General features: G+C 73.7%; 14 protein-coding genes. 8 read left to right on the top strand and 6 right to left on the bottom strand.

Annotation, left to right across the window (positions count from 1 at the left end):
- Positions 1 to 136 precede the first annotated feature (136 nt).
- The 3 genes from ACFVFQ_RS23395 to ACFVFQ_RS23385 are packed head-to-tail and all read left to right on the top strand — an operon-like array spanning position 137 to position 4,415.
- Positions 137 to 1,333, top strand: coding sequence for an NAD(P)/FAD-dependent oxidoreductase (locus ACFVFQ_RS23395; protein ID WP_383419142.1), 1,197 nt, complete (start codon positions 137 to 139; stop codon positions 1,331 to 1,333).
- A gap of 22 nt (positions 1,334 to 1,355) precedes the next feature.
- Entirely contained in the window at positions 1,356 to 2,774 is a 1,419-nt protein-coding gene (locus ACFVFQ_RS23390; protein ID WP_383419140.1) for a 2-oxoadipate dioxygenase/decarboxylase family protein, read from the top strand.
- A gap of 60 nt (positions 2,775 to 2,834) precedes the next feature.
- The gene (locus tag ACFVFQ_RS23385) at positions 2,835 to 4,415 is read left to right on the top strand and encodes an aldehyde dehydrogenase family protein (protein ID WP_383419138.1); all 1,581 of its coding nucleotides are present in this window, start codon (positions 2,835 to 2,837) and stop codon (positions 4,413 to 4,415) included.
- A gap of 25 nt (positions 4,416 to 4,440) precedes the next feature.
- Here ACFVFQ_RS23385 and ACFVFQ_RS23380 read toward each other — a convergent pair whose 3' ends face one another.
- Together ACFVFQ_RS23380 and ACFVFQ_RS23375 are read right to left on the bottom strand one after the other, a co-directional pair.
- Positions 4,441 to 5,190: a hypothetical protein gene (locus ACFVFQ_RS23380; RefSeq protein ID WP_383419136.1), complete on the bottom strand. Its 750-nt coding sequence runs from the start codon at positions 5,188 to 5,190 to the stop codon at positions 4,441 to 4,443.
- A 54-nt stretch (positions 5,191 to 5,244) separates the two neighbouring features.
- Positions 5,245 to 5,790: an RNA polymerase sigma factor gene (locus ACFVFQ_RS23375; protein WP_383419134.1), complete on the bottom strand. Its 546-nt coding sequence runs from the start codon at positions 5,788 to 5,790 to the stop codon at positions 5,245 to 5,247.
- Positions 5,791 to 6,227: 437 nt separating this feature from the next.
- Here ACFVFQ_RS23375 and ACFVFQ_RS23370 point away from each other — a divergent pair, with 437 nt between their 5' ends.
- Positions 6,228 to 7,046, top strand: coding sequence for an SAM-dependent methyltransferase (locus tag ACFVFQ_RS23370; RefSeq protein ID WP_383419132.1), 819 nt, complete (start codon positions 6,228 to 6,230; stop codon positions 7,044 to 7,046).
- A gap of 24 nt (positions 7,047 to 7,070) precedes the next feature.
- Here ACFVFQ_RS23370 and ACFVFQ_RS23365 read toward each other — a convergent pair whose 3' ends face one another.
- The 3 genes from ACFVFQ_RS23365 to dhaK form a co-directional block, all read right to left on the bottom strand.
- Positions 7,071 to 7,484, bottom strand: coding sequence for a PTS-dependent dihydroxyacetone kinase phosphotransferase subunit DhaM (locus ACFVFQ_RS23365; RefSeq protein ID WP_383419130.1), 414 nt, complete (start codon positions 7,482 to 7,484; stop codon positions 7,071 to 7,073).
- Entirely contained in the window at positions 7,481 to 8,095 is a 615-nt protein-coding gene (dhaL, locus tag ACFVFQ_RS23360) for a dihydroxyacetone kinase subunit DhaL (RefSeq protein ID WP_383419128.1), read from the bottom strand. Before dhaL ends, ACFVFQ_RS23365 begins: the two co-directional genes overlap by 4 nt.
- Before the next feature lie 74 nt (positions 8,096 to 8,169).
- Positions 8,170 to 9,162 carry a dihydroxyacetone kinase subunit DhaK gene (dhaK, locus tag ACFVFQ_RS23355; protein ID WP_383419126.1) on the bottom strand — a complete coding sequence of 331 codons (993 nt, stop codon included), beginning with the start codon at positions 9,160 to 9,162 and terminating at the stop codon, positions 8,170 to 8,172.
- A 456-nt stretch (positions 9,163 to 9,618) separates the two neighbouring features.
- Between dhaK and ACFVFQ_RS23350 the strand changes: the two genes are divergently transcribed.
- The 3 genes from ACFVFQ_RS23350 to ACFVFQ_RS23340 all read left to right on the top strand — a co-directional run bounded on the left by ACFVFQ_RS23350 (position 9,619) and on the right by ACFVFQ_RS23340 (position 12,484).
- Positions 9,619 to 10,137, top strand: a complete 519-nt coding sequence (locus ACFVFQ_RS23350; RefSeq protein WP_383419124.1) for a hypothetical protein — start codon at positions 9,619 to 9,621, stop codon at positions 10,135 to 10,137.
- Between the two features lie 89 nt (positions 10,138 to 10,226).
- Positions 10,227 to 11,075, top strand: coding sequence for a DUF4097 domain-containing protein (locus tag ACFVFQ_RS23345; RefSeq protein ID WP_383419122.1), 849 nt, complete (start codon positions 10,227 to 10,229; stop codon positions 11,073 to 11,075).
- 176 nt (positions 11,076 to 11,251) lie between these two features.
- Positions 11,252 to 12,484: a cytochrome P450 gene (locus tag ACFVFQ_RS23340; protein ID WP_383419120.1), complete on the top strand. Its 1,233-nt coding sequence runs from the start codon at positions 11,252 to 11,254 to the stop codon at positions 12,482 to 12,484.
- 53 nt (positions 12,485 to 12,537) lie between these two features.
- Here ACFVFQ_RS23340 and ACFVFQ_RS23335 read toward each other — a convergent pair whose 3' ends face one another.
- Complete coding sequence (locus ACFVFQ_RS23335; protein ID WP_383419118.1) at positions 12,538 to 13,731, bottom strand: PucR family transcriptional regulator; 1,194 nt, start codon at positions 13,729 to 13,731, stop codon at positions 12,538 to 12,540.
- Between the two features lie 178 nt (positions 13,732 to 13,909).
- Between ACFVFQ_RS23335 and ACFVFQ_RS23330 the strand changes: the two genes are divergently transcribed.
- A complete protein-coding gene (locus ACFVFQ_RS23330) occupies positions 13,910 to 14,827 on the top strand; it encodes an SGNH/GDSL hydrolase family protein (RefSeq protein WP_383419116.1) in 918 nt (305 codons plus the stop codon).
- Positions 14,828 to 14,858 lie beyond the last annotated feature (31 nt).

Genomic DNA, 14,858 nt, shown 5'->3' with positions numbered 1-14,858 from the left:
ATCACCTCCAACGACGCTGCATGGACGGGCGACGGCCCGACGGTCACCATCGAAGGGCACCGGCCCGGCGGCCTTGCCGAGGCCGGACGTCCCACGCGTCGACGCGACAGGGAAGGCGGCCCGGATGGCCCACCCCATGACTTCGGCTCCCCCCGTCACCGACCCCCCGCCCGTCCCGCTCCCCGCCTCCGCCGACGTCGTGGTCATCGGCGGCGGGGTGATCGGCGCCAGCATCGCCTTCCACCTGGCCGAGGCGGACGCCGGCCGGGTACTGCTGCTGGAGCGCGACCTGCCGGCGTCCGGCTCCTCCGGCAAGCCCCTCGGCGGCGTCCGCGCGCAGTTCTCCGACCCGCTCAACATCCGCCTCGGGCAACGCAGTCTGGCCGCCTGGCGGGACTTCGCCCGCCGCCCCGGCGCCGACGTCGGACTGGACCCGGTCGGCTACCTCTTCCTCCTCGGCAGCGAGACCGAACGCGACACCTTCGCCCGCGGCGTGGAGATCCAGAACGCCCACGGCGTGCCCAGCCGCCTGATCACCCCGCGGGCCGCCCAGGACCTCTGCCCCTACCTCGACCCCACCACCCTCGTCGCCGCCGCCTTCTCGCCCACCGACGGCTACGCCACACCGAAGGCCGCGGTCAACGGCTACCTCCGCGCGGCCCGCCGGCTCGGCGTCACCGTCCGCACCCGCTGCCCGGTCACCGCCCTCGACGTCACCGACGACGGCCATCTCCAGGCCGTCCGCACCCCGCACGGCACCGTCCGCACCCGCACCGTGATCTGTTGTGCCGGCGCCTGGTCCGGGCAGGTCGCCGCGCTGGCCGGGGTCGCCCTCCCGGTCACCCCGCTGCGCCGGCAGATCGCCTTCACCGGCCCGCTGCGCCCCCGCCCGCCCCGCATCCCCTTCACCCTCGACTACGCCTCCACCCTCTACTTCCACAACGACGGCGCCGACGGCCTGCTCCTCGGCCTCTCCGACCCCGCCCAACCCCCCGGCTTCGACCGCGAGTTCAGCCGCGAATGGCTCGCCCCCTTCCGTGCCGCCGCGGCCCGCCGGGCCCCGGAACTCGCAACGGCGCCGATCACCGGCGGCTGGGCCGGCCTCTACGAGATGACCCCCGACCGCAACGCCCTCATCGGCGAGGCCCCGCACCCCGGCCGCTTCCTCTACGCCACCGGCTTCTCCGGCCACGGCTTCCTCCAGGCCCCCGCCGTCGGCGAGATCGTCCGCGACCTCTATCTGCGCCGCGAACCGTTCCTCGACGTCGGCCCGCTCGCCGCCACCCGCTTCGAGGGCCGCCCGGCCGCCCGCCCCGAGGCCCACATCATCTGACCCGCCCCTAAGGAAGCGACCCATGCCCCACGTCCCCACCTGGCGACTGCGCGCCGCCTTCGCCCGCCGGCTCTCCGCCATGTACGGCACCGAAGTCCCCGCCTACACCACGCTGTTGGAGGTCGCCGGGCAGATCAACGACGAGGTCGCCCGCCGCGACCCGGACGCCGGCCGGCTCGGCAGCATCGACCGGGTCACCGCCGAACGCCACGGCGCCATCCGCGTCGGCACCCCCGCCGAACTCCGCCAGGCCGCCCAGATCTTCGCCGCCCTCGGCATGCACCCCGTCGGCTTCTACGACCTGCGGGACGGCGACATCGGCGCGGTCCCCGTCGTCTCCACCGCCTTCCGCCCCACCGACCCCGTCGAACTCGACCGCAACCCCTTCCGCGTCTTCACCTCCCTCCTCACCACCGGCGACCGCCGCTTCTTCGACCCGGAGCTTCAGGCCCGGCTGACCGCCTTCCTCGCCCGTCGGCAACTCTTCCCGCCCGAACTCCTCCGGCTCGCCGAACGGGCCGAACGCGAGGGCGGCCTGGCCGAGTCGGACGCCGCACGCTTCCTCGCCCTCGCCGTCGACGCGTTCACCCTCGCCACCGAGCCCGTGGACCGCGCCTGGTACGCCGAGTTGGAGCGGATCTCCGCGGTCGCCGCCGACATCGGCGGGGTCACCAGCACCCACATCAACCACCTCACGCCCCGCGTCCTGGACATCGACGCCCTCTACCGGCGGATGGGGGAGCGCGGCATCACCATGATCGACCGCATCCAGGGACCGCCGCGCTGGGCCGGTCCCGACGTGCTGCTGCGCCAGACCTCCTTCCGCGCGCTGGACGAGGCCCGCACCTTCCGCGAGCCCGACGGCCGGCTCACCCGCGGCGCCCTGCGGGTCCGCTTCGGCGAGGTCGAGGCCCGCGGCATCGCCCTGACCCGCGCCGGCCGGGCCCGCTACGACGCCCTCACCGCGGAGGTCGACCGCACCGCCGCCGGCCGCCCCGCCGCCGAACGGGAGCGCATCGCCCGCGCCCTGTGGGAACGGGACTTCCCCCGCACCGAGCGCCAACTCGCCGTCGAGGGGCTGGCGTTCTTCGCCCACCGGCCGGTGACCGACCGCCCCCGCGACGGCCGCCGCCCGCCCGCCGACCTCGCCGGTCTGCTCGCCGACGGCTGGCTGACCGCGCAGCCCCTCGTCTACGAGGACTTCCTGCCCCGCTCCGCCGCCGGCATCTTCCACTCCAACCTCACCGGCGACGGCACCCGTGACCCGCTCCGCGACGCCGCCCCCTTTGACGCCCACCGCCTCGCCGAGGCCCTCGACCGCCCGGTGCTCGACCCGTTCGCCCTCTACGCCGCGCAGCAAGACCGCGCCCTGCGCGAGGCCCTGACCACCCTGGGCGCCGACGCCGCCCTCCAAGCCCTGGACGCCCGGGCCGCCAACTAGGGCCCGCCCGCCGGGTCATGGCCGCGCCCTACCCGCCCCACCGCCCTCAGAGGAGACCCCATGACCGCCACCAGTGCGCACCCCGGCACCCTCGGCCTGCCCGGCACCGACGCCCTGCGGGCCCGCGCCAGCACCGCGCTGCGCCGCTGCGGCGCGGCCGGCCTCGACGCGTACGCCGCGCAGGCCCCCGCCGCGCCCGGCGCCACCGTCACCGCCCGCACCCCGCTCACCGGCGCCGTCCTCGCCCAACTTCCCGCCACCACGCCCGAGCAGGCCGAGGCCGTCCTCGCCGACGCCCAACGCACCTTCCACACCTGGCGCGCCGTCCCCGCCCCGGTCCGCGGCGCCCTGGTCAAGCGGCTCGGCGAGCTGCTCACCGCCCACCAGGACGACCTCGCCGACCTGGTCACCCTCGAAGCCGGCAAGATCCGCTCCGAGGCGCTCGGCGAGGTCCAAGAGATGATCGACATCTGCGACTTCGCGGTCGGCCTCTCCCGCCAGCTCTACGGCCGCACCATCGCCGGCGAACGCCCCGGCCACCGGCTCTCCGAGAGCTGGCACCCGCTCGGCGTCGCCGGGGTGATCTCCGCCTTCAACTTCCCGGTGGCCGTGTGGTCCTGGAACACCGCCATCGCCCTGGTCTGCGGCGACCCGGTGGTCTGGAAGCCGTCCGAACTCACCCCGCTCACCGCGCTCGCCTGCACCGCGCTGCTGGCCCGGGCCGCCGCCGACGCCGGCGCCCCGCCCGGCGTCCACCACCTGCTGCTCGGCGGCGCGGAACTCGGCGAACTGCTCGCCGACGACCCCCGGGTGGCCCTGGTCAGCGCCACCGGCTCGGTGCGGATGGGGCGCCAGGTCGCGCCCCGGGTCGCCGCCCGCTTCGGCCGTTGCCTGCTCGAACTCGGCGGCAACAACGCCGCGGTGGTCACCCCCACCGCCGACCTCGACCTCACCGTCCGCGGCGTGGTCTTCGCCGCCGCCGGCACCGCCGGCCAGCGCTGCACCACCCTGCGCCGCCTGATCGTCCACGAGGACGTCGCGGACCCCCTCACCACCCGCCTGGTGCACGCCTACGAACGGCTCCCGGTCGGCAACCCCGACGATCCGGCCACCCTCGTCGGCCCGTTGATCAACCCCGCCGCGCACACCGCGATGGCCCGGGCGCTGGACGCCGCCCGGCGCGCCGGCGGCACCGTGCTCACCGGCGGCGACCGCCGCTTCGAGGCCGAGGCCCCGGGCGCCGCCTACGTCCGCCCCGCCCTCGTCCGGATGCCCGAACAGGCCGAGATCGTCCGCACCGAGACCTTCGCCCCGATCCTCTACGTCCTGACCTACCGCACCCTGGACGAGGCCCTCGCCCTGCACAACGGCGTGCCGCAGGGCCTGTCGTCGAGCATCTTCACCCGCGACCAGCGGGAGGCCGAACGGTTCCTGGCCGCCGACGGCTCCGACTGCGGCATCGCCAACGTGAACATCGGCACCTCGGGGGCGGAGATCGGCGGCGCGTTCGGCGGTGAGAAGGAGACCGGCGGCGGCCGGGAGTCCGGCTCGGACGCCTGGCGCGCGTATATGCGCCGGGCCACCAACACCGTCAACTACTCGGCCGACCTGCCGCTCGCCCAGGGCGTCAACTTCCTCTGAAACCCCGGGCGGGCGGCGGCCCGGCTCAGCGGAGGGCGGCGCGGCCCAGGTCCTGCACCAGGGTCGGCGAGGGCCGGGGGATGGCCCCGAAGTCCTCGTCGTCGCCCTCCACCACCAGCCGGTTGATCACGTGCTCCAGCGCCGCCGGCAGCGTCGGCGCCAGCCCGCTGTGCCACTGGACGAGGAGGTTGTGCCGGGCCTCGTCGGGCAGCAACTGCTTCTCGTCGAAGGCCGCCAGCGCCCGGGGCTCCTCTTCGGACGGGTGCGCCGCCTGCTCGCGCCAGTAGGCGGCGTCGCGGAACTCGCCGTCCCGACGGTGCGCGAGGTACAGGCAGTACGCGGCGGTCCGGCTGCCGGCGCCCGCGCCGAAGAGCCACCAGAAGTGCGCCGCCTGGGCCCGGCCCGTGAGGTGCAGCAGGCACCCGAAGACCAGCGCGCCCTCCGGGTCGATGTGGTGGTCGTCCACCAGCCGCTCCAGGCTCGCCGCGGCCGCCGCGGCGTTGATGACCAGCGCGCAGGCCAGTTGGAGCTCCCCGGTGGCCTCGTCCCGCGCGGTGGGGTAGCCACTGGGCGCGGCCCGCCCCGGCGGTACCACCGCCGACCGCTGAGGCACGGCCGCGGCGGGCGCCAGGCAGCCCAGCCCGTCGAGCGCCCCGGCGTCGTCCAGCGCGCCGAAGTCCGCCAGCCCGTCGATCCCGGCCACCGCCGCGGCGGCGCTCAGCAGCGACTCGACGGTCTCCCGGCGCTCGCCCTGGTCCCGGTGCGTCCTCGTCATCTCACGTTCCCCCATGTCCGACTCCCGCTGAACTCCCGGCCGTTGCCCGGCCGGCTAACCCTGATCGATGCCGAGCGCGGCGGCCAGCCTCCGCCTGCCCCGGCTCGCGTACGAACGCACGGTGACCTCGTCCACCCCGAGCAGCGCGGCGATCTGCGCGTCGCCGTACCCGATGACGTGCCGCAGCACGATCACGTCGCACTGCCGCTCGGGCAGCCGGGCGATCGCCGCATAGAGCCCCAACTGGCTCTCCAGCATGGCGAATTGCTGTTGGCACTCGCGCAGCAGTGCCTGGGTGACGACGGCGAAGGCGGCGGTCTCGGTGAGCGCGGTCGGCTGCCGACGGTCGTAGAGCCACTCGGTGACCCGCTCCTTGAGCACCGACCATGCGTACGCCTCCACCGACGCCTGCCGTAACGCGTGCGGCCACACCCGGCCCAACTGCTCGTACGCCGCCAGGGTCACCTCGCGGGCGGCGGTCCGGCTGCCGGTGTGCAGATAGGCGTAGGCCAGCCACTTGCGGGCGTGGGTCGCCAGGAACGCCTCGAAGGTGAGCGCCAACTCCCGCCCCGATTCCTGGGGAACGGCTATCTCCACCATGGCAGCAGGGTCCGGCCTCCTGGCCGGCAGAAGTCGGTCCCGGTCTGTGCTCACGCGCCGTCCTCGTTCCCGTCGCCGTGCACCGTCGCGGCGGCACCGAGGGCGGTGGCCGCGCCGGGAGGACGGTCTGTCCTCACCTTCCAATCAACAGGAAACCCCATTGATTTGTGGCACGGGGCGACAGATATTCCTGCGCTCCGTACGCAAATGACTACTCCTGACCGGGAACGATCAAAACCCGCGCCCGGGTGTGCGCCATGCGACCACCGTCCGCCCGGCGCGCACCGGTGACGCCCGCGCGCACAGCGTTTCCGGCGCATGAACACCGGCGCGCAGGGCAAGGTGCTGCTACGACAACGCTCCCGGCGGCGGAGCGGGGAGCGGCGGGGGACCGGCGGCCGGTCGGCGACCCGCCCGGTGGCGGGAGGCAGCGCGCGATGACCGAGCACGAGCCCGTGGTGGACCTGAAGTTGGACCGGGCGCACTCGGCCCGGATCTACGACTACATGCTGGGCGGCAAGACCAACTTCCTGGCCGACCGGATGGCCGCCGGCCGGGTCCTGGGCGTCTTCCCCGCCGCCCTGGTGGCCGCCCGGATCAACCGCGAGTTCATGCACCGGGCGACCCGACACCTCGCCGCCGCCGGCCTGCGCCAGTTCCTGGACATCGGCACCGGCATCCCCACCCCGCCCAACCTCCACGAGATCGCCCAGGGCATCGCCCCCGACGCCCGCGTCGTCTACACCGACAACGACCCCATCGTGCTCGCGCACGCCGCGGCCCTGCTGCGCGGCACCCCCGAGGGCCGCACCGCCTACGTCCCGGCCGACGTCACCGACCCCCGCAGCATCCTGACCGCCCCGCACCTCCTCACCACCCTCGACCTGACCCGCCCGGTCGCGCTCAGCCTCAACGCCCTGATGCACTTCGTCACCGATGACGGCCAGGACCGCGCGCACACCGTCGTCGAGACCCTCAAGTCCGCCCTCCCCAGCGGCAGTACGCTCGCGATGACGCACGCCACCGGGGACTTCAGCCCCGACGTCATGCAGCGACTGATCGACATCTACCGCGACGCGGGCACCGAGCTGCAGTTCCGCACCCGCGCCGAGTTCCTCCGCTTCTTCGACGGCTGGGAGCTGCTCGACCCCGGCATCGCGCTGTCCCACCAGTGGCGCCCCGAGCGTCCCGAGGACGCCACCCACGTCACCGACGCCGAGGCCGCCTGCTACGCCGCCGTCGCCCGCAAGCCCTGAGGCCCTGAAGCCGCCCCGCGGCGCTCACTGCTTCCGGTAGCCGTACGCCTCTTCGGCCGCCGCGACCACGGCCGCCAGGTCCGCCCCGGCCGACGCGCTGACCACGGCGGCCACCGCCCCCTCGACGAACGGCGCGTCCACCAGCCGTGCGCCGTCCGGGAGTTCATCCCCCTCGGCGAGCATCGCCTTCACCGTCAGCACCGCGCTCCCGAGGTCGACCAGCAGCGCCACCCCCGCGCCGCGGTCCACCTCCCGCGCCGCCGCCGCGATCAGCTCGGAGCTCGTCCCCAGCCCGCCGTCCGGCGTGCCACCGGCCGCGGCCACCGGCACCCGCCCGCCGTCCCCGGCCAGCCCCGCCGCCAGCGCGGCGACCGACTCCGCCACCGCCCTGCTGTGCGACACCAGCACCACGCCCACCAGCGGGGCCGCGCCGCTCATCGCGCCACCTCCGCCAACGCCGCGAACAACAGCGCCGAGGACGTCGCCCCCGGGTCCTGGTGCCCGATGCTCCGCTCCCCGAGATAGCTGGCCCGGCCCTTCTTCGCCAGCATCGGCACGGTGGCCCGCGCCCCCTCCTCGGCCGCCGCGGCCGCCGCGTCGGGCGAGTCGCCCAGCGCCTCCACCGCCGGCACCAGCGCGTCCACCATGGTCTTGTCCCCGGGCGCGGCACCCCCGAGCGTCCGCACCGAGTCCACCCCGGCCCGCAGCCCCTCCTGCAACTGAGCCACCGACACCTGGGGCGCCTCGCCCAGGCTCTTCCCGGCCCGCCGCAACAGCGTCCCGTACAGCGGTCCCGACGCGCCCCCCACCGTCGAGATCAACTGCCGCCCGGCGGCGACCAGTACGGCCCCCGGCGTCCCGGGCGGCTCGGCGTCCATCGCCTTCACCACGGCGGCGAACCCCCGCTGCATATTGGCCCCGTGATCGGCATCGCCGATCGCCGAGTCCAGCTCCGTGAGCCGGTCCGCCTCCCGCTCGACCAGCCCGGCCGCCGCGGTCAGCCACCGCACGAAGAACCCACCGTCAAGCGCCGCCTCCACCACGCCCATCACCCCTCTCCACGCACGACAACCAGCCGACGACACCCCATCAGTGACCCCCGGTCACCGTCCACCACCACCGTCTACCGCCCCCACCGCAGCCCGGCCGTCTCGACCGGCGCATCCCACAACCGCAGCAATTCGCCGTCCACTTGACACAACGTCACCGAACACCCGGCCATGTCCAGCGAGGTCACATAGTTCCCCACCAACGTACGGGCCACCGACACCCCGCGCTCGTCGAGCACCCGCCGCACCTCCGCGCCGAAGCCGTACAGCTCCAGCAGCGGCGTCGCCCCCATCCCGTTCACCAGCGCCAGCACCGGCAACTGCGGCTTGAGGTCCTCCAGTACGGCCTCCACCGCCACGTCCGCGATCTCCCGCGAGGTCATCATCCCGCGCCGCTCCCGCCCCGGCTCGCCGTGGATGCCCACCCCCAACTCCAGCTCGCCCTCGGGGAGTTCGAACGTCGGCCCGCCCTTCGCCGGCGTCGAGCAGGCGCTCAGCGCCACCCCGAAGCTGCGCGACGACGCCACGACCTGCCGGGCCACCGCCGCCACCCGCTCCAGCGGCATCCCCTCCTCGGCCGCCGCACCCGCGATCTTCTCCACGAACAGCGTCGCCCCGGTGCCGCGCCGCCCGGCCGTGAAGGTCGAGTCGCGCACCGCGACATCGTCGTCGACCAGCACGCTGGCGACCTGCACTCCCTCGTCCTCCGCCAGCTCCGCCGCCATCTGGAAGTTCAGCACGTCACCGGTGTAGTTCTTCACCACGAACAGCACCCCGCGCCCGCTGTCCACCGCCGCCGCGGCCCGCACCATCTGATCCGGCACCGGCGAGGTGAACACCTCTCCCGGACACGCCGCATCCAGCATCCCCGGCCCCACGAACCCCCCGTGCAACGGCTCGTGCCCGCTGCCGCCGCCGGAGATCAACGCCACCTTCCCGGCCACCGGCGCGTCCCGCCGCACGATCACCCGGTTCGCCACGTCCACCACCAGCTCCGGATGGGCCGCGGCGATGCCGCGTAGGGCATCCGACACCACGGTCTCGGGGACGTTGATCAGCATCCTCACGGGTACCTCCTGGTGACTCGACAGCCGGAGCTCCGGCCGGCGTTCGCGCTGCTGACTTCCCCGAACGACCATCGGCCAATCGGGTGACGCCCTTCCTGCGTGACCACCTCGGGGGGATCAAGTATCGGGCCGGCCGGGGGCGACCGCAGCGTCACGCGGGGCGCGTTGGGTCGCCGACCTGGCGCCTCCCTGGGTGCTGTGCGCTCCGTCCTCACCTGAACGGCGGCGCCCGGCGCCATGTGGCACCGCGCGGCGTCGCCTGGCGCCGTGCGGTGCCGTGTGGCGTCACGTGGTGCCATTCCGTGCCGTTAGAGAGCGACGAGGAGGCGTGGTGCCATCGTGGCTCGGCGCACCTCTCCGATGTTTCCCCAGGTCAGAGCGGTGCAGTCGCGCTGACTTCGCGTGCGGTGCCATGCGCGCTTGCGCATGGTGCCATCGTGGTGCCATGATGACGTCATGGACCTCACCCCGTATGTCGAGACCCTCCGCCGTGAACTCGCGGTGGCCGCCGAAGCCGGCGGGGAGGACGCCCGCGAGCTGGCCGAGCGGCTCACCGCTCCACTGGAGTCGGCGACCCGGCTGACCATGCTCAATGTGCTCTCCGCCGCGATGGACGAGATCACCCGCGAGCTCGCCCCCGGCTCGGTCGACGTACGGCTGCGCGGGCTGGACCCGGACTTCGTGGTGACGCCGCCGCCCGCCGGCGGCGGCCCCGCGGAGGCGACCGCCCCGCCCGTCGAACCGCTCGCCGCGCCGGCGCCCGCCGAAGGTGACGAGGGCGGCACCGCCCGCGTCAATCTGCGGCTGCCGGCCCACCTCAAGGCGCGCGCCGAGGAGGCCGCCGGCCGCGAGGGGCTGTCGGTCAACGCCTGGCTGGTGCGGGCGGTTTCGGCCGCGGTCGGCGGTGGCGCGCAGCCGCGCGCGACGGAGCGGACCCGCACCATGGGGCAGAGCTTCACGGGCTGGGTGCGCTAACCACACCCCGGCCCGCGCCACTTCACTTCGCTTCCTTCACGTCCCCCAACGCCGGGGACGACCCAAAGACTCACGAGGACGGTACAGCCATGCCTTCTTTCGACACTCCCGAACCGATTTCGACCACCGCCCACCTGACCGCCGGCTCCCTCCGGTTCGCCGCCGGCGACCGCGCCGACACCGTCGTCGAGGTGCTGCCCCGCGACCCGAAGAAGGATCAGGACGTGCGGGCCGCCGAGGGGACCGAGGTCAGCTACGCCGGCGGCGTGTTGACCGTTCGGACGCCCAAGCAGCGCTACCTCGTCGGGCGCACCGGCACCGTCGACGTGACCGTCGAGCTGCCCACCGGCTCGAACGTCGAGATGACCGGCGACTGGGCCCAACTGTTCGGTGAGGGACGGCTCGGCGAGGTCCGCGTGAAGAAGCTCGCCTCGGGCGACGTGCGGCTCGACGCCACCGGACCGCTCCAACTCAACGTGGCGCACGGCTCGATCACCGTGGACCGGGTCGAGGGCCTGGCCGAGATCACCACCAGCTCCGGCAGCCTGCGCGTCGGCACCGTCAACGGTCCCGCCGTCCTGAAGAACTCGCACGGCTCCACGGTCGTCGGCGCCGCGATCGGCGAGCTGCGGGTGAGCGGCGCCCACGGCGACATCGACATCCAGCGCGCCGAGGGCTCGGTCACCGCCACCGCCGCCCACGGCACTCTGCGGGTGGGCGAAGTGGCCCGCGGCGCGGTCCAGTTGGAGAACTCCTACGGCGCCATCGAGATCGGCGTCCGCGAGGGCACCGCCGCCTGGCTCGACGTGAGCTCCGAGCGGGGGCAGGTGCGCAACACGCTCGACGCCTCCGAGAGCCCGGAGGAGGCCGAGGACACCGTCGAGGTCCGGGCCCGCAGCCGCTATGGCAACATCGACGTGCGCCGCGCCCGCGTCTGAGCGCCGGCCGTTCAACCCGCCCACTCCTCGGGCGACTTCACCCCTCCCTCTTCGAGCTCTTCGAGCTCTTCCAACGGATGGGTGCCGCACCTTTCTATGTCATGCCTGCGTCAGAGTTTGCGCCGCAATTCCGCACAGCAATTCCGCACAGCAATTCCGCCACGAAAGGAAGTCCGATGAGTGACCAGGTTCCCGTTCCGATTCCGAACGGCCTCCCCACGGAGCGCGATGCCGGCCCGTTCGACCCGCCCCGCTACCTCACCCGGCTGCGCGAGTCCCGCCCGGTCTGCCCGATGCGCTTCCCCGACGGCCACGAGGGCTGGGTCGTCACCGGCTACGAGGCGGTCCGCCAGCTCCTGGCCGACACCCGGTTCAGCTCCCGCCAGGACCTCGGCATCATGCACCTGCCGTACGAGACCCCCGGCATGCCCGTACCGACCGAGCCGTCCCCGCAGGTGCCGGGGCTGTTCGTCGCCATGGACCCGCCGGACCACACCCGGCTGCGGCGCAGGCTCACCGGCGCCTTCACCGTCAAGCGCATGAAGCAGCTCGAAGAGCGCATCGTCGACATCACCGAGCGGCGACTGGACGAACTGGCGGGCATGGCCCCGCCGATCGACCTGGTCAAGGAGTTCGCGCTGCCGGTGCCGTCGCTGATGATCTGCGAGCTGCTCGGCGTCCCCTACGAGGACCGGGACACCTTTCAGACCAACTTTGCGACGTTCATGGAGAAGGAGGTGACGTTCGACGACAAGATGGCCGCGTACGGGGCGTTGACCTCGTACCTCGCCGAACTGGTCACCCGCAAGCGGGCCGAGCCCGGCGAGGACATACTCTCCGACCTGGCCCGCCAGGACGACCTGAGCATCGAGGAGTTGACCGGCGTCGCCTTCCTGCTGCTGCTCGCCGGCCACGAGACCACCGCCAACATGCTGGGGCTGGGCACCTTCGCGCTCCTGGAGCACCCCGAGCAACTGGCCGAACTGCGCTCCGCGCCGGAGCTGTTGCCGGGCGCCGTCGAGGAACTCCTGCGCTACCTCTCGGTCGGCGACATCTTCTACCGCTACGCCACGGAGGACATCGAGCTCTGCGGGGAGACGATCGGCAAGGGCTCGACCGTCGTCGTCTCGCTGCTGACCGCCAACCGCGACCCCAAGCGCTTCGACCACCCCGACACCCTGGACCTGCACCGCAAGGCCCGCGGTCACCTCTCCTTCGGTCACGGCATCCACCAGTGCCTCGGCCAGCAGTTGGCCCGCATCGAGATGCGCGCCGGCTTCGACGGGCTGCTGCGCCGCTTCCCGACCCTCAAGCTGGCCGTCCCGGCCGACGAGGTGCGGCTGCGGACCGACATGAACATCTACGGGGTCCACGAACTGCCGGTCACCTGGGAGGAGTCGGCCGGGTAGGGGCCGGGCGCGCCACCCTCCAGAGGACCTCACCGCCCGGGTGGTGAGGTCCTCTACTCGCCGGGCGTCAGGCGCAGCGCGTGCAGGGCCACGGCGAGGTCGGCCACCGCGCGGGGGTCGCGAAGCGAGCGTTCCGTCAGCTCCTCCAGCCGGTTGAGCCGGTAGCGGACGGTGTTGCGGTGGCAGAACAACAGGCGCGCCGCGGCGGCCGTGGAGCCGGCCGCGGCGAACCAGCACTCCAGGGTCTCCAACAGCCGGTCCCGTTCGTCGGCCGGCAGCCGCAGTACGCCTTCCAGGGCGGCGCGGGCGATCCGTGCGGCCTCGTCCGGCGCCGCCGCCACCAACAGGGCGGCCGGGCTGCTGTCGAAGCGGGCGATGCTCCCGGTGGGCCGGGCGCGGGCGCCGGTGAGCGCCAGACGGGCGAGCCGGAGCGCCCGGGGGGTCTCGCGCAGATCGCGGTAGGCGGGGCTGATGCCTCCCCGGGTGGCGAGCGATCGGGTAAGGACGCGCAGCACCGCCTCGTCGGCGTCCGGGTGGGGGACGGCGACCACGCCGACGTGCAGGTCAGGCAAGAGGCGCCAGGCCGAGCGCAGTTGTTCGCCCAGCAGCCGGGACTCGATGCCGGGCAGCGCCTCCCGGCCGGGCCCCGGTACCTCCGCGGCCACCACGAGATAGGGCCCGCCGGTCGGCAGGCCCAGCACGTCGGCGGCCTCCCACAGCGTGGTGCGGTCCGTGAGCAGCCCGGTGAACAGGGCCTCGACCATCGCCGAGCGCTCCCGCTCGCGTTGCAGCAGCAGCTCGGAGACCTCCTCGCGGTAGGCGTCGCTGGCCGAGGCCGCGAGGCCGCCGTTCACCCACCACGCGGCCAGCGACATGATCGTCTCGGTGGTCAGGCCCTCGGCGGCGCGGGCCTCGTCGGCGATCGCGGACCACAGCACCTCGGACCCGACGCGGTAGGCGTGCAGCAACTCGGCCAACGGGGTGCCCCGGCGGGCCCGTTCGCGGCCGGTGTCCTGTGCCGACGCCATGTCGTCGCTGTGGCCGTCGACGAGTTGCCGCAGCACCAGCTCGCAGTTGCGCCGGCACGAGGCGGTCAACTCCTCGAAGGAGACGTGCTCGTCGCGCCGGTAGTACGGCACCTGGGCGCGGATGCGGCGGGCTATTCGGGCGCCCAGTTCCTCGGAGCGGGTCAGCAACGAAGCCGCTACGGGGGCGATTTCGGGGGGTGCGTCGGGGGTGCGGCTCATTCCCGCAGGTTACAAAGGGATGTCCGGGGCGGGGGGTGGTTGTGCCCTGGGACAACAGGGGCGGGTGTGGTGCTGTGCGTCGGCACATGGCCCCTGGGGTTCTCGAACGCCACGATACGAGGACGTTACCGGCCGGTATCGGACCGCTTTCCCCGTGCTGCCTCCCGAAGGAGGAACCGTGCCCAGAGCCGCAACATCCCACCGGACACGCACCAGGAACACCCCGCGCACGTCCCTACTGGCCGGCGCCGCGCTCCTCGCCTCGACGCTCACCGCGGCCGCCCTCCCGGCCTCCGCACACGCCGCGACCCCCGCCGGCACCGGCAAGTACGTGGCGCTGGGGGACTCCTACGCCGCCGGAGCCGGCGTCCCCGGACAGTCCGCCGGCCTGTGCCTGCGCTCCGACCACAACTACGGGCATCTCGTCGCCGCGGCCCTCGCCCCGTCCTCGTACGCGGACAAGACCTGCGCCGCCGCCAAGGTGAGCGCGCTCACCACGCGTCAGACGGACGCCGGGATCGTCGTCAACGGCCCCCAACTCGACGCCGTCACGCCCGACACGTCCCTGGTCACCCTCACCCTCGGCGGCAACGACCTCGGCACCTCCGACGTCGGCTTCGTCGACGTGGTGGCCGCCTGCATCGGGCTGGCCGTGACCAACCCGTTCGGCACGCCCTGCAAGAACTTCTACGGCGACACGCTCGACAAGCGGCTCGACTCCGCGGCGACCCGGCTGACCGACGGGCTGCGCAAGCTGTCCGCCAAGGCACCCAACGCCAGGGTGGTGGTGGTCGGCTACCCGGCCGTCCTCCCCGACGACCCGACGGCGTGCCTGGGCAAGATGCCCGCCACCACCGGCGACCTCCGCTTCCTGCGCTCCGTCCTCGGCGAACTCAACACCAAGGTGGCCAAGGCCGCCACCGCCGCGGGCGCCAGCTACGTCGACACCTTCGGCCCGACCAAGGGCCACGACGCCTGCTCCGCGAACCGCTGGATCGAGGGCCTGCTGCCGACCTCGCCCGCCGTGCCGCTGCACCCCAACGCCACCGGCGAACGCGTCATGGCACAGGCGGTGTTGAAGGAATTGAGGCACTGAACGACGTAGCGCGACGTACGTCGTAGCCGGA

The sequence above is a fragment of the Streptomyces sp. NPDC057743 genome (assembly GCF_042798755.1).
Taxonomy (GTDB): domain Bacteria; phylum Actinomycetota; class Actinomycetes; order Streptomycetales; family Streptomycetaceae; genus Streptomyces.
The sequence above is the reverse complement of the archived record's forward strand: the minus strand, read 5'-3'. Positions and strand labels throughout refer to the sequence as shown.

Bases quoted from the DNA above. Each gene is read 5' to 3' on its own strand.
- ACFVFQ_RS23365 (WP_383419130.1), bottom strand. From the start codon at position 7,484: ATGAGCGGCGCGGCCCCGCTGGTGGGCGTGGTGCTGGTGTCGCACAGC.
- ACFVFQ_RS23385 (WP_383419138.1), top strand. From the start codon at position 2,835: ATGACCGCCACCAGTGCGCACCCCGGCACCCTCGGCCTGCCCGGCACC.
- ACFVFQ_RS23335 (WP_383419118.1), bottom strand. From the start codon at position 13,731: ATGAGCCGCACCCCCGACGCACCCCCCGAAATCGCCCCCGTAGCGGCT.
- ACFVFQ_RS23390 (WP_383419140.1), top strand. From the start codon at position 1,356: ATGCCCCACGTCCCCACCTGGCGACTGCGCGCCGCCTTCGCCCGCCGG.
- ACFVFQ_RS23395 (WP_383419142.1), top strand. From the start codon at position 137: ATGACTTCGGCTCCCCCCGTCACCGACCCCCCGCCCGTCCCGCTCCCC.
- dhaL (WP_383419128.1), bottom strand. From the start codon at position 8,095: ATGGGCGTGGTGGAGGCGGCGCTTGACGGTGGGTTCTTCGTGCGGTGG.
- ACFVFQ_RS23350 (WP_383419124.1), top strand. From the start codon at position 9,619: ATGGACCTCACCCCGTATGTCGAGACCCTCCGCCGTGAACTCGCGGTG.
- ACFVFQ_RS23340 (WP_383419120.1), top strand. From the start codon at position 11,252: ATGAGTGACCAGGTTCCCGTTCCGATTCCGAACGGCCTCCCCACGGAG.
- ACFVFQ_RS23380 (WP_383419136.1), bottom strand. From the start codon at position 5,190: ATGACGAGGACGCACCGGGACCAGGGCGAGCGCCGGGAGACCGTCGAG.
- ACFVFQ_RS23375 (WP_383419134.1), bottom strand. From the start codon at position 5,790: ATGGTGGAGATAGCCGTTCCCCAGGAATCGGGGCGGGAGTTGGCGCTC.
- ACFVFQ_RS23345 (WP_383419122.1), top strand. From the start codon at position 10,227: ATGCCTTCTTTCGACACTCCCGAACCGATTTCGACCACCGCCCACCTG.
- ACFVFQ_RS23370 (WP_383419132.1), top strand. From the start codon at position 6,228: ATGACCGAGCACGAGCCCGTGGTGGACCTGAAGTTGGACCGGGCGCAC.